We start from the raw sequence: 13098 nt of genomic DNA on the forward strand, positions 1-13098 counted from the left end.
CGGCGGGGCGTCTTAGGCCGCCTCGAACGTCAGGGGCGCGCCCCAGAACTGGGCGACCAGGTCCGATTGCGGGCCGGGCGTTCCGGTGGTCAGGAAGTCGCGGCGGGCCGAGGAGCCCAACTCATATTCCGGATGGCGCCCGAAATAGCGCTCCAGCGAGTCGGCGACGGCGGCGGGCTGGCTGATGATCTGGACGCCGGGCGGCAGGGCCTGGGCGAACAGGTCGGCCACGATCTCATAGTGGGTGCAGCCCAGGACGGCCTTGTCCGGATGGCGGCCGATCCGGCGGCGCAAGGCGTCGACGTGGTCGTCGATGACCACCTTCAACTCCTCGGGCGGGGCGCCCAGTTCGATCAGGCCCGCCAGGCCGGGGCAGGCCTCGGTGAAGACCGCCAGGTCGTCGCGGCGCTTGTCGATCTCGATCTCATAGACGCGGCTCATGGCGGTGGCGGCGGTGCAGAAGACGCCGGTGACGTCGATGGCCTGCTTCTTCTCGCCTTCCAGCCGCCCGTTGCGTTCGGCCTCATAGGACCAGGGCAGGCCGGTGGCCGCCTCGATGGTGGGCACGATGATGCCCAGCACGTTGACCGGACGGCCCAGCTTTTCGCGCATCCCCGGAATCCAGGTCTGCTGCAGACGGCGCAGCGCAATGGCCGAGGCCGTGTTGCAGGCCAGCACGACGATCGAGGCGCCCGCCTCGAACAGGCGCTCGCATCCGGCGCGGGTCAGTTCGACGATGTCCTCGCCGCCGCGCCCGCCATAGGGGGCGTGCGCCTGATCGCCCAGATAGATGAAGTCCCGCGTCGGAAAGCGGGTCGTGAGTTCGCGGTGGACCGTCAGGCCCCCCACGCCGGAGTCGAAAACGCCTATCGCCATGCAGCGGCCTTTAGACCTGCGGGGTTTCGCCGTCCAATACTTAGGACTAAACCGGATTTATGGGACGCTCTCGGACCCTGCGCCGAAGGATGTCCAAAACAGCTATGGTTGGGAGACCTGGATGCACAGACGCCATCTTCTCATCGGAGGCGCGAGCCTCTTCGCCCTGTCGGGCTGCGCTTCGGCCGGGGCCGTGGAGAACGCGGTGAGCGGCGCCGTCGCCGCCCTGACGACCGCCGATGAGGCCCGGATCGCCCGCGCCGTCCTGCCGGCGACCGCGCCGCGCGCCGAGCTGCTGCAGCCCTGGACCGGTTCGTATGAAGGCGTGCCGCCGTGGGACAAGGTGACGGCGCCCAAGATGCGCGAAGCCATCCTGGAAGGCATCGAACTGCAACGCGCCGACATCGCCGCCATCGCGAACAACGCCGAAGCCCCGACCTTCGCCAACACCATGGCGGCGATGGAGATGGCGGGCGAGCCGCTGGACCGCGCCATGAACGTGTTCAGCGTCATGACCTCGAACATCGGCGGCGAGCAGTGGGACGTGCTGGAAACCGAGCTGTCGCCGATCCTGTCGGCCGCCTCGGACGAGATCACCTTCAACGAGAAGCTGTTCGCCCGCATCAAGGCCGTAGCCGACGGCGCTGACGCCGCAGGCCTGAACGCCCAGCAGAAGCGTCTGGCCGAGCGCAGCCGCGACGCCTTCGTGCGCAACGGCGCCGCCCTGGACGCCGCGGGCAAGGCCGAGCTGGGCCGCATCAACACCGATCTGTCGAACGCCTTCACCAGCTTCGGCCAGAAGGTCGTGGCCGACGAGAACACCTGGACCGTCATCACTGATGAGGCCGGGCTGAAGGGCCTGCCGGACTCCAACAAGGCCGCCGCCGCCGCCGCCGCGCGTTCGCGCAACGTCCAGGGCTGGGCCATCGTCAACACCCGCTCTAGCGTCGATCCCTTCCTGACCTTCGCCGACGACCGCGCGCTGCGCCAGCAGGTCTGGACCAAGTTCGTCAAGCGCGGCGACAACGGCGACGCCAACGACACCAAGTCGACCATCGCCCGTATCGTCGCCCTGCGTCAGCAGCGCGCCAAGCTGCTGGGCTTCGGCAACCACGCCGAATGGCGCATGCAAGACACGATGGCCAAGACCCCGGCCGCGGCGATGGACCTGATGCAGCGCGTCTGGGCCCCGGCCAAGGCCCGCGTCGCCGAGGAAGTCGCCGACATGAAGGCGATCGCCGGTCACGACATCGAGCCGTGGGACTATCTCTACTACGCCGAGAAGGTGCGGAAGGCGAAGTACGACCTCGATCAGAACGAGCTGAAGCCCTACTTCGAACTGCACGCCGTGCGCGCGGCCTCCTTCTACATGGCCGAACGCCTGTACGGCTTCGTCTTCAAGCCGCTGGCCAAGGGGACCGTCTCGACCTTCGAGCCGGACGTGACCACCTATGAGGTCACGGACAAGGCCACCGGCAAGCTGATCGGCCTGTTCTACGCCGACGACTTCGCCCGTCCGGGCAAGCGTTCGGGCGCCTGGATGACCACCTATCGGTCGTTCTCGCAGCTGACCGGCTCCAAGCCGATCCTGGCCTCGAACAACAACAACTTCGTCAAGGCGCCGGAGGGCCAGCCCCTGCTGATCTCGCTGGACGACGCCGAGACCCTGTTCCACGAGTTCGGCCACGCCCTGCACTACTTCTCGTCGGTGGTGACCTATCCGTCGTTCGGCAACACGCCGCGCGACTTCGTGGAATATCCGTCGCAGGTGCATGAGCACTGGGTGCTGACCCGGCCCATCCTCGACGGCTATATGAAGCACGTGGAGACGGGCCAGCCGATGCCGCAGGCGCTGGTGGACAAGATCGAGGCCTCCTCGACCTTCAACCAGGGCTACGCCACCGTCAGCTACCTGTCCTCGGCCCTGGTCGACATGGACCTGCACACGCAGGCGACGCCGCCGACCGACATCGCCGCCTTCGAGAAAGCCTCGCTGGACCGTCTGGGCATGCCCAAGGAGATCGTGATGCGGCACCGCCTGCCGCAGTTCAATCACCTGTTCACCTCGGACGCCTATTCGGCCGGCTACTATTCCTACCTGTGGTCGGAAGTGATGGACGCCGACACCTGGGCCTGCTTCGAGGAGTCCGGCGACGTCTTCAACCCGGAGATCGGCGGCCGCTTCAAGTCGATCATCCTGGCGCCGGGCAACACCACCGACCGCGGCGACGCCTATCGCCAGTTCCGCGGCCGCAATCCGGACGTGGCGGCCCTGCTGAAGGTGCGCGGCTTCCCGACTTCTTAAGAGTGGGCCTACCGCCCTTCGGGCTACTTGAGGCCGTTGGGCGCCTAGGGCCGCGTCGGGGCGAGACCCGAAGGGCGGCGCGAAGCAGCCAAGGCGAAAGCCTTCTGACCGCGGCACAACCAAAGAGAGGGCCTGGCGGAGGAATCCGCCGGGCCTTTTCTATTTCGGCCGGGGTGGCGTAAGCCTTGGCTATTCAGTTGAAGGAGCGCCCATGAGCGTCGTCGCCTCCTACGTCTACAAGGACGGCAAGCGGGTGCGCGCGGCGCCGCTGACGGATCAGGGCCTGACCCTGGCCAAGGGCGAATACCTGTGGATCGGCCTGCATGAGCCGACGGACGATGAGTTCGATGTCCTGGTCCGACGTTTTCACCTGCACCCCCTGGCGGTCGAGGACGCCCTGACGGCGCACCAGATCCCCAAGCTGGAGGTCTATGGCTCCGAACTGTTCATCGTCGCCCGCACGGCCCAGGCCAAGGGCGACCGCATCCTGTACGGCGAGACTCACGTCTTTATCGGCCCCAACTACGTCATCACCATCCGCCACGGTTCGGCCCGCGCCCACACCCAGTTGCGCGCCCAGCTGGAGGCCTCGCCCCACCAGCTGAGCCACGGCCCGGACTTCATCCTGCACGGAGTGCTGGACTTCATCGTCGACGGCTACATCCCCATCATCGACGCCATCGAGGACAAGGTGCTGGAGATGGAGCAGGTGGCCCTGGACAGCTTTCTGTCGCGCGCCGACATCACCCGCCTGTTCCAGCTGCGCCGCGAACTGGTGAAGTTCAGCCGGGTGCTGGGGCCGATGGAGGAAGTCAGCGTCAAGCTGCAGTCGCTGGACCTGCCCTGCATCGACCGCGAGGTGCGGCCCTATTTCCGCGACGTGGCCGACCATGTGCGCCGCGTCTCCAGCCGGGCGGCGGGCCTGCGCGACATTCTGGCCTCGGTGTTTGAGGTGTCCAACCTGCTGGAGCAGCAGCGCCAGGGCGTCATCACCCGCAAGCTCGCCGCCTGGGCCGCCATCCTGGCCACGCCGACGGCGGTGGCGGGCATCTACGGCATGAATTTCGAACACATGCCGGAGCTGCGCTGGACCTATGGCTATCCGGCCGTTCTGGCCTTCATCGTCGCCATCTGCATCGGCCTGTACGTCACCTTCAAGCGGACGCGTTGGCTGTGATTCATCCTGCCCGTGCGCGCGCCTGCGCATAGGTCAGCCGGGCCGACTGCGGCAGTTTTTCTAGCGCCTCGTCGCGCACGCCGGCCAGGCAGCGGATGCGGGCGACGCCGCTGTATCTCTGGCAGAGACGACGGGCGGCGCGCATCACGTCGCGGTCGAAGGCTGCCGCGCCTTCCCGCGAAGCCAGGTCGCGGACGTCGATGGCGAGGCGGCTGTCCGCCGAGGCGGCCCCTGCCGAGGCCAAAAGAACGGCGGCTGAACAAATGATCCTGAGCATGGGCTTCCAACCTTTTTAAAGTCGCGCTGCGGCGACGACGGCTGGGAGATCACGCGGCGTTTCAAGCGGAACGGAGTTCGTTCAAAGGCTGATTTGCGACGCTCGCATAAGAATGGGTCACCTTACCGGCGCGTCATCTGAGGGCCGCAAGGCGGCCTTCCTCAACCGCTGTTTCTGAGGCCTGCCGCCACGCCGTTGATGGCCAGAAGGATGCCGTTGCTGACGCGCGGATCATCGTCGCCTGCGCGGCGGCGGCGGATCAGCTCGATCTGAACATGGTTCAGCGGCTCGACATAAGGCATCCGCTGGCGGATCAGCCGGTCCAGTTCGGGCTGACCGCCCAGCAGGGCGTCCTGGCCGGTGATGGACAGGACGGCGGCGACGGTGCGGTCCCATTCGGCGCGGATAGAAGCATAGATGCGCTCGGCCAGAGCGGGGTCGGGGACCAGGCCGGCGTAGCGCCGGGCGACGGCCATGTCGGCCTTGGCCATGACCATCTCCATGTTCTGGATGACGGTGCGGAAGAAGGGCCAGGTTTCGGCCATGGCGCGCAGTTCGGCCGGGTCTTCGCCCCGAACCGCCGAGCCGAAGCCGTACCAGCCGGGCAGCATGACCCGCGACTGCGACCAGCTGAACACCCACGGAATGGCGCGCAGGTCCTCGATGGCGGGCGAGGCGGTGCGGCTGGCCGGGCGCGAGCCGATCTTCAGGTCGGCGATCTCGGCGATGGGGGTGGCGGCGCGGAAATAGTCGACGAAGCCCGGCGTCTCATAGACGAGGGCCCGATAGGCCTTCATCGAGGCGGCCGACAGGCGCGCGGCCGTTTCGCCATAGCGCGCGCTGTAGCCGGCGTCCGATTGCGGCCCCAGCGAGGCCAGCAGCGTCCCGCAGGTCAGGGCGTCGAGGTTGCGTTGGGCCACCTCCGGCTCGCCGTATTTGTTGGCGATGACCTCGCCCTGTTCGGTGACGCGGATGCGGCCCGCCACCGTCCCGGCGGGCTGGCCCAGCACGGCCGAGAAGCTTGATCCGCCGCCGCGCCCCACGGCGCCGCCGCGCCCATGGAACAGCTGCAGCCGCACCCCCGCCGCGCGCGTGACCTCTAGCAGGGCGCGCGAGGCCTCGTGCAACTCCCAGCCCGAGGTCAGGTAGGAGCCGTCCTTGTTGCTGTCGGAATAGCCGATCATCACCTCCTGCACCCCGCGCGCCTCGGCCACGGCGCGGGCGGACGGCTCGGCAAGGACCCGCTCAAGCGTGGCGCGGGCGGCGCGCAGGTCGTCGATGGTCTCGAACAGGGGCGCGGCCTGGATGGGGCAGGCGGCCGCGTCGGCCGGGTCGTAGAGGCCGACTTCCTTGAGCAGCAGATAGACCTCCAGCATGTCCGAAGCGGCGTCGGTCTTGGACACGATGTGGGTGCGGATCGCCTGCGGGCCGAACGTCGAAAGAGCCTCGGCGGCGGCCTGAAGGATGGCGCGCTCCTTCAGCGTCTCGGGGGCATAGTCCGCATACGGAGAGAACAGGGGGCGCGGGCTGGTCAGCTCGCGCGCCAGCACGGCCAGCCGCTCAGCTTCGTCCAGGGCGGCGTAGTCGGGGCAGACGCCCGCGACCTTCAGCAGGTCGGCGACCACGCGCTCATGCACGTCGGAGTTCTGGCGCAGGTCCAGCGTCGCCATGTGGAAGCCGAACACGTCCGCCGCCGTGATCAGTCGCGCTAGTCGGTCGTCGGCGAAGACGGCGCCGTGGGTCCGCACCAGACTGTCGTGCAGGATGTTCAAGTCGGCGCGGAAGGCGTTGGGACCGTCATAGGGCGGAGCCTTAAATCGGGCCGGACGCGGCGTCGGCTCGCCGGTCAGGGCCGGATAGGCGGCCGACAGGCGGGCGTAGATCTGGCTGAGCGCCCGGCGATAGGGTTCGTCCGCGCGCTGGATGGAGGCGTCGCCCGAGCCTTGCGCCAAGGCGGCCAGTTCGGGCGTGACGCGGGTCAGGTCGATGGACAGGCTGAGCTCGGCGCCCAGGGCGTGCACCTCGTCCAGATAGAAGCCGAGCGCGGCGCGGGCCTGACTGCGGAAGGCGGCGCGCAGGGTGTCGGCGTCGACGTTCGGGTTGCCGTCGCGGTCGCCGCCGACCCAGGAGCCGATGCGCACGAAGGGCGTCAGATCGGGCGCCCCCAGCAGGCGCCGCCATTCGGCCAGCTGGGCCGGGGCGACATGCAGGAAGATGCGCCGCAGCCAGTCGACCACGATGTCGATCTCGTCCTGCACCACCGGCGCCGAGGCGCGGGTCAGCCGCGTGGCCCACAGGATGACGATCTGACGGCGCAGGGCCGCCTTCAGCGTTTCGGGATCGCAGGCGATCCCGTCGCGGTCGCAGCCGTCCAGCAGTTCGCCGACCGCCGCCGTGCGGTCGATGACGCTCTTGCGGCGCACCTCGGACGGGTGGGCGGTCAGCACCGGCGAGATCAGGGCCCGGCTCAGAAGGTCGCGCACCGCGCCCCTGTCGACGCCCGCTTCGGCCAGTCGTTTAAGCACGCCTTCGGGGGTGTCCGCCCGCTCTCCCGCCTCGGCCTGGGCCTGGGCGCGGCGCTTGCCCGCCCGGTCCTCTGCGACATTGGCCAGCAGGGAGAAGGCGGCGAAACCATGCGTCAGGCCGATGGCCTGATCCAGCGACAGGTCGCCCAGCAGACGCTCCAGTTCCGAAGCATCGTCCGAGGCCGGGTCGCGGTGATAGGCGACGGACGCCTTTCGCACGGCTTCGATCCGGTCGTAGAGCGCCTGTCCGCCCTCGTCGCGGATCACCTCGCCCAGCAGGGCGCCCAGAAGCCGAACCTCATCGCGGAGGCGGTCGTGGGGAAATTCCGAAGTCTGGCTCATGGATTGTCTCTCAAGGGCGAGGCCGGAAGCGAAGCCGTATCAGGGTGATCCCGGTGCGCTAGTCCACGAGGCAACGCGCCAACCCCCTGAGCGGTCGCCTTTCGTCTTGAGAACGGAGTCGACATCGCCTTGCTTTTCCGCCATAAGCCGCGACTTCCGGCGCAATTGAACCTGCGCCTCCACCCGCACGACCCCTGATTTTCTTCAGGACGAGGCGGGAGAGGGCCTCTGTCGACGTGATCGTTCGCAGAGGTCGCCCGCCTATGGGCGCTGCTCACGGAGGCCAAGGCCCAGGCGCATGAAAGGGTTTGAATGTTTGAGGCTCTGAACGAGCGGCTGACAGGCGTATTCGACCGGATCACCGGCCGCGGCGCCCTGTCCGAAAAGGATGTCGAGGAGGCCCTGCGCGAGGTCCGCGTCGCCCTGCTCGAGGCCGACGTCGCCCTGCCGGTCGTCAAGGACTTCATCGCCCGCGCCAAGACGGCCGCGACCGGCGAGGACGTCATCCGCGCGGTCAAGCCCGCCGATCAGGTCATCAAGATCGTCTATGACGGCCTGGTCGACATGCTGGGCGGCGAAGAGCCGGTTCCGCTGAACACCAATGCGACCCCGCCCGCCGTCGTGCTGATGGCCGGTCTGCAGGGCTCGGGCAAGACGACGACCTCGGCCAAGCTGGCCCTGCGCCTGTCGAAGTTCGACAAGAAGAAGGTCATGATGGCCTCGCTGGACACGCGTCGTCCGGCGGCCATGGAGCAGCTGGCCACCCTGGGCCAGCAGATCGAGGTCGCGACCCTGCCCATCGTGGCCGGCGAGAGCGCGGTCCAGATCACCCGCCGCGCGCTGCAATCGGCCAAGCTGCAGGGCTTCGATGTCCTGATCCTCGACACCGCCGGCCGCATCACCCTGGACGAAGGGCTGATGAACGAGGTGGCCGAGGTCGCGCAGATCGCCAAGCCGGTCGAGACCCTGCTGGTCGCCGACAGCCTGACCGGTCAGGACGCCGTGCGCACCGCCGCCGCCTTCCACGAACGCCTGCCGCTGACCGGTCTGGTGCTGACCCGCGCCGATGGCGACGGGCGCGGCGGCGCCATGCTGTCGATGCGCGCCGTCACCGGCCTGCCGATCAAATATCTGGGCGCGGGCGAAAAGGTCGATGCGCTGGACGTCTTTGACGCCCGCCGCGTCGCCGGCCGCATCCTGGGTCAGGGGGACATCGTCGCCCTGGTCGAGAAGGCTGCGGGCGAGCTGGACCAGGCCAAGGCCGAGAAGATGGCCCGCAAGCTGGCCAAGGGTCAGTTTGACCTGGACGACCTGGCGGGCCAGCTGAACCAGATGAAGAAGATGGGCGGTCTTCAGGGCATCATGGGCCTGTTGCCCGGCGTGGCCAAGCTGAAGAACCAGATGGCCGAGAACAACGTCTCGGACAAGATGATCGACCGCCAACTGGCCGTCATCAACTCCATGACCAAGGCCGAGCGCAAGAAGCCGGACCTGCTGAACGCCAGCCGCAAGAAGCGCGTGGCCAAGGGCGCCGGCGTCGAGGTCCAGGACATCAACCGCCTGCTGAAGCAGCACCGGCAGATGGCCGACATGGTCAAGTCCCTGTCCAAGGGCGGCGGCAAGAACCTGCAGAAAATGGCCTCCATGATGGGCGGCCTGCCCGGCATAGGCGGCGGCGGTAAGGACATGAACCGCTTGAAGGCCCTGGGCGGCGGCAAGATGCCGGAACCCTCGGACGATGAAATGAAAGCCATTCAGGACCGCTTGGCGGGTCTGGGCGGCGGACAACTTCCGGGGGGCCTTCCGGGTCTGCCGGGCTTCCCCAAAAAGAACTAACGCCTTTCTAGAAAGAGACTGAAAATGCTGAAGATTCGTCTGTCCCGCGGCGGCGCCAAGAAGCGCCCCTACTACCACATCGTCATCGCCGACTCGCACGCCCCGCGCGACGGCAAGTTCATCGAGCGCGTCGGCAGCTACAACCCGATGCTGCCCAAGGACAGCGCCACCCCGCGCATCGTCCTGAAGGCCGACCGCATCGCCGAGTGGCTCGCCAAGGGCGCCCAGCCGACCGACCGCGTCGCCCGCTTCATCAGCCAGAGCCAGGACGAAGCGCTGGCCGGCAAGGTCCAGTGGGTCCAGGGCAACAACCCGAAGAAGGCCGAGCCGGGCAAGAAGGCCCAGGAACGCGCCGCCGAGCGCGCGCAGCGCGAAGCCGACCGCCTGGAAGCCGAAGCCGCCGCCAAGGCCGAGGCCGCTGAGGCCGCCGCCGCCGCTGCCGCCGCTCCGGCCGTGGAAGAAGCTCCGGCTGAAGAAGCCCCTGCGGCTGAAGCGCCTGCCGAAGCCGCCGCTGAGGCGACCGAAGAGCAGGCCTAAGCCTTACTTTTCATCCGGCTGCGGCCGGTTGAAACGGGAAAGCAGCGTCCTTTCGGGGCGCTGCTTTTCTGCTATCTGGACCCCATCGCATCGGTAAACGGAGCCCGGTATGAGCAACGAAGACAGACTGATCCTGGTGGGCCAGATCGGCGGCGCCTTCGGCGTGAAGGGCGAGGTGCGCATCAGCGCCTATACCGCCGACCCCATGGCCCTGGTCGGCTATTCGCCGCTTCTGGGCGCCGACGGCAAGCCGGCGCTGACGCTGATCTCGGCCCGGCCGGACAAGGCGGGCGTGGTGGCGCGGGTCAAGGAAATCGCCACCAAGGAAGAGGCCGACGCCCGGCGCGGCCAGAAGCTGTTCGTCACGCGCGACGCCTTGCCGGAGCCGGAGGAGGACGAGTTCTACCTGACCGACCTGGTCGGCCTGGAGGGGCGTGATCCGGCCGACGTGGTGCTGGGCAAGGTCAAGTCGGTCCAGAACTTCGGCGCCGACGACATGCTGGAGATCGCCCCGGCCGAGGGCGGTCCGACCTGGTACCTGCCCTTCACCCGCGAGACGGCGCCGGAACTGCACATCAATGAAGGCTGGCTGCGCATCGTCCGCCCGACCGAAGTCAGCGACCGCGACGAAGACTGACGCGCGGACATTCGCCGCATGGGCGGTTGCGGATCGTCTTACGGTTCCCGACATGGACAGGGTCACACCAGCCGGAGCGTTCCATGGCCGACCTGTCCGCCTTCCCCGTCACCCGTCAGTTTCCGCCGCAGCATCCGGACCGACTTCAGCTCTATTCGCTGCCGACGCCCAATGGGGTGAAGGTGTCGATCCTGCTGGAGGAGCTGGGTCTGCCCTATGAGGCCCATCTGGTCGACATCGGCAAGGATGAGACCTGGACGCCGGAGTTTCTGTCTCTGAACCCCAACGGCAAGATCCCCGCCATCATCGATCCCGACGGCCCCGGCGGAAAGCCGCTGCCCCTGTTCGAATCCGGCGCCATCCTGGTCTATCTGGCCGAGAAGACGGGGCGCTTCCTGCCCGCCGATCCGGCGGCGCGCTATGAGACGCTGCAGTGGGTCTTCTTCCAGATGGCGGCCATCGGCCCGATGTTCGGCCAACTGGGCTTCTTCCACAGGTTCGCCGGGCGCGAGTACGAGGACAAGCGGCCGCGCGATCGCTACGTCGCCGAGTCCAAGCGGTTGCTGGGCGTGCTGGAGGGAAGGCTCGAGGGTCGCGACTGGATCATGGGCGCCGACTACACCATCGCCGACATCGCCATCCTGGGCTGGGTGCGCAACCTGATCGGCTTCTATGAGGCGGGCGATCTGGTCGGCTTTTCCGACTTCCCGCGCGTCGGCGCCTGGCTGAAGCGGGGCCTGGCGCGTCCGGCGGTGCAGCGCGGGCTGGAGATCCCGGCGCGATCGTAAATGGAGGCGGGGGCGCGACGCCGCGGCCCCGCGTCGACCTAGACTTCTTCGGTCGGGGCGTCGCCGACGTGCTTCTTGATCGACTCTATGGCCCGCTTGGCGCCCGACTTGTCGGAATAGCCCTCGGTCGAGAAGATGACCTCCGAGTTGTATTTGAACCGGACGCGGAACTCGCCGGCCTTGTCTTGGTAGACCTCGAACTTGTGCGCCATGATCGCCTCGCTTCGCAGGCCCCAGTCGGCCCAAGGTCAAGCTGACATAGTCGCTTCGCTCGTCAATGCCCCGCCGAACACGGGTGCGTGAGGGGGAGCCGAGACGCCGGCTGGCCGTTCTCCCCTTATGCCGTCCAGCGTCATCCGCCGCTTCAGCTATGACGAGGCCGCCCGTCGATTGCGGCTGACCTTCGTCTCGGGCGCCGTCTACGACTACGACGACGTGCCGCCGGAGGTGGCCAAGGGTCTGGCGCAGGCGTCGTCAAAGGGGCGCTTCTTCGGGCTGCGCGTTCGCGACCGCTATCCCTGTCGCCGGGTGTTCAGCGCGCGCCAATCCAGCGACGCGCGGCCAGGGCGATGAAGCCGACCGCCAGGCCCCAGAAGGCCGAACCCACCCCGAACAGCACCATGCCCGACGCCGTGGCGGCGAAGGTCAGCACGGCCGCCTCGCGATCTTCGGGCGCGCTCATCATGCCGCTCAGCGACCCCGTCAACGGAGCGATCAGAGCCAGGCCGGTCAGGAGCGCCAGCGCCCCCGTCGGCATGGCGATGAACAGGCCGGCCAGGGGCGCGGCGAACAGGGCGACGACCAAGTAGAAGAGGCCGTAGATCACCCCCACGGTCCAACGCCGCGCGGGGTCAGGATGGGCGTCCGGCCCAGTGCAGATGGCGGCGGTGATGGCGGCCAGGTTGACCCCATGCGCGCCGAAGGGGGCGAGAAGCGTGCTGGTCAGGCCACCCCAGAAGATCAGTTTTCCGGTGGGCGGCGCGTAGCCGGCGGCCCTCAGCACCACCAGCCCCGGCAGGTTCTGCGAGGCCAGGGTCACCAGATACAGCGGCAGGGCCAGGCTGACCGCCGCCTTCCAGTCGAAGGCGGGCCGAACCGGCGACAGGCTGCCGAACAGGCCGCTCCCCTGCGGCAAGCCCAACTGGCCCCGCCAGGCCAGGACCGCGAAGGCGGCGACCAGGACGGCGGGCAGGGCCCAGGCGGGCGCCAGGCGGCGCATGACCAGGAACACCAGCAGCAGGCCCCCGGCCAGGGCCAGATCGCTCGGAAACACCAAAAACAGCTTGAGGCAGAAAGGCAGGAGCACGCCCGCCAGCATGGCCGAGGCGACGGTCGCGGGGATGCGCTCGGCCAGCCGACCCAGGGCCGGAATCATCCCCGTCAGCGTCATCATCACGCCGGCCAGGACGAAGGCGCCGACGGCGGTGCTCCACCCCAGGCCGAGCGTCGAAGCCGCCAGCAGGGCGGCGCCGGGCGTCGACCAGGCCAGGATGACCGGCGTCTTCAGCCGCCAGCTGAGCAAGGCGCCCGGCACGGCGATGCCCAGGCACAGCGCCGTGACCATGGAGACGATCTGTTCGGGCGAGGCGCCCATCGCCTGTCCGGCCTGCACCACCAGGGCGACCGTGCCGCCGAAACCGACGATCGTGGCCACGGCGGCGGCGGAGAAGCTGGCGGGGGGCGGCAGGCGCAAGGAATTCATGCGCCCAAGCTAGGCTGGGCTGCGCACCACCGGAAGAGGGGCAAAGAAAAGGGCCGTCGGTTCGCCGACGGCCCTGATTTCCGCTCAGGCGAGGCT

The 13098-nt window shown here is 68.2% G+C and carries 12 protein-coding genes; 7 read left to right on the forward strand and 5 right to left on the reverse strand.

Annotation, left to right across the window (positions count from 1 at the left end; translation table 11 throughout):
• Window positions 1-12 precede the first annotated feature (12 nt).
• A complete protein-coding gene (locus tag DA69_RS12740) occupies window positions 13-876 on the reverse strand; it encodes a glutamate racemase (RefSeq protein ID WP_025976343.1) in 864 nt (287 codons plus the stop codon).
• A 121-nt stretch (window positions 877-997) separates the two neighbouring features.
• Between DA69_RS12740 and DA69_RS12745 the strand changes: the two genes are divergently transcribed.
• On the forward strand, window positions 998-3181 hold the full coding sequence (locus tag DA69_RS12745) for a M3 family metallopeptidase (protein WP_025976342.1): 2184 nt from the start codon (window positions 998-1000) through the stop codon (window positions 3179-3181).
• 211 nt (window positions 3182-3392) lie between these two features.
• On the forward strand, window positions 3393-4358 hold the full coding sequence (locus tag DA69_RS12750) for a magnesium and cobalt transport protein CorA (RefSeq protein ID WP_025976341.1): 966 nt from the start codon (window positions 3393-3395) through the stop codon (window positions 4356-4358).
• Between the two features lies 1 nt (window position 4359).
• Here DA69_RS12750 and DA69_RS12755 read toward each other — a convergent pair whose 3' ends face one another.
• Together DA69_RS12755 and ppc are read right to left on the reverse strand one after the other, a co-directional pair.
• Window positions 4360-4635, reverse strand: a complete 276-nt coding sequence (locus DA69_RS12755) for a hypothetical protein (RefSeq protein ID WP_134581889.1) — start codon at window positions 4633-4635, stop codon at window positions 4360-4362.
• A gap of 161 nt (window positions 4636-4796) precedes the next feature.
• Window positions 4797-7502, reverse strand: coding sequence for a phosphoenolpyruvate carboxylase (ppc, locus tag DA69_RS12760; protein ID WP_025976339.1), 2706 nt, complete (start codon window positions 7500-7502; stop codon window positions 4797-4799).
• Window positions 7503-7814: 312 nt separating this feature from the next.
• On the opposite strand from ppc, the gene ffh reads away from it, so the two are divergent.
• From ffh to DA69_RS12780, 4 genes are all read left to right on the forward strand, one after another.
• Window positions 7815-9338: a signal recognition particle protein gene (gene ffh, locus DA69_RS12765; protein WP_025976338.1), complete on the forward strand. Its 1524-nt coding sequence runs from the start codon at window positions 7815-7817 to the stop codon at window positions 9336-9338.
• 24 nt (window positions 9339-9362) lie between these two features.
• The gene (gene rpsP / locus DA69_RS12770) at window positions 9363-9875 is read left to right on the forward strand and encodes a 30S ribosomal protein S16 (protein WP_025976337.1); all 513 of its coding nucleotides are present in this window, start codon (window positions 9363-9365) and stop codon (window positions 9873-9875) included.
• 109 nt (window positions 9876-9984) lie between these two features.
• On the forward strand, window positions 9985-10512 hold the full coding sequence (gene rimM / locus DA69_RS12775) for a ribosome maturation factor RimM (RefSeq protein ID WP_025976336.1): 528 nt from the start codon (window positions 9985-9987) through the stop codon (window positions 10510-10512).
• Window positions 10513-10595: 83 nt separating this feature from the next.
• Window positions 10596-11300, forward strand: coding sequence for a glutathione S-transferase N-terminal domain-containing protein (locus tag DA69_RS12780; protein WP_025976335.1), 705 nt, complete (start codon window positions 10596-10598; stop codon window positions 11298-11300).
• A gap of 38 nt (window positions 11301-11338) precedes the next feature.
• Here the strand turns inward: DA69_RS12780 and DA69_RS14420 are convergent, their stop codons facing one another.
• Window positions 11339-11512 (reverse strand): YegP family protein, encoded by a 174-nt coding sequence (locus DA69_RS14420; RefSeq protein WP_082891494.1) that lies wholly within the window; start codon window positions 11510-11512, stop codon window positions 11339-11341.
• A gap of 127 nt (window positions 11513-11639) precedes the next feature.
• Between DA69_RS14420 and DA69_RS12785 the strand changes: the two genes are divergently transcribed.
• Window positions 11640-11873 carry a KTSC domain-containing protein gene (locus DA69_RS12785; protein WP_025976334.1) on the forward strand — a complete coding sequence of 78 codons (234 nt, stop codon included), beginning with the start codon at window positions 11640-11642 and terminating at the stop codon, window positions 11871-11873.
• Here DA69_RS12785 and DA69_RS12790 read toward each other — a convergent pair.
• The gene (locus DA69_RS12790) at window positions 11833-13002 is read right to left on the reverse strand and encodes a benzoate/H(+) symporter BenE family transporter (protein WP_025976333.1); all 1170 of its coding nucleotides are present in this window, start codon (window positions 13000-13002) and stop codon (window positions 11833-11835) included. The genes DA69_RS12785 and DA69_RS12790 overlap by 41 nt on opposite strands.
• Between the last annotated feature and the right edge of the window lie 96 nt (window positions 13003-13098).

Source organism: Brevundimonas naejangsanensis, from assembly GCF_000635915.2.
GTDB classification, from domain to species: domain Bacteria; phylum Pseudomonadota; class Alphaproteobacteria; order Caulobacterales; family Caulobacteraceae; genus Brevundimonas; species Brevundimonas sanguinis.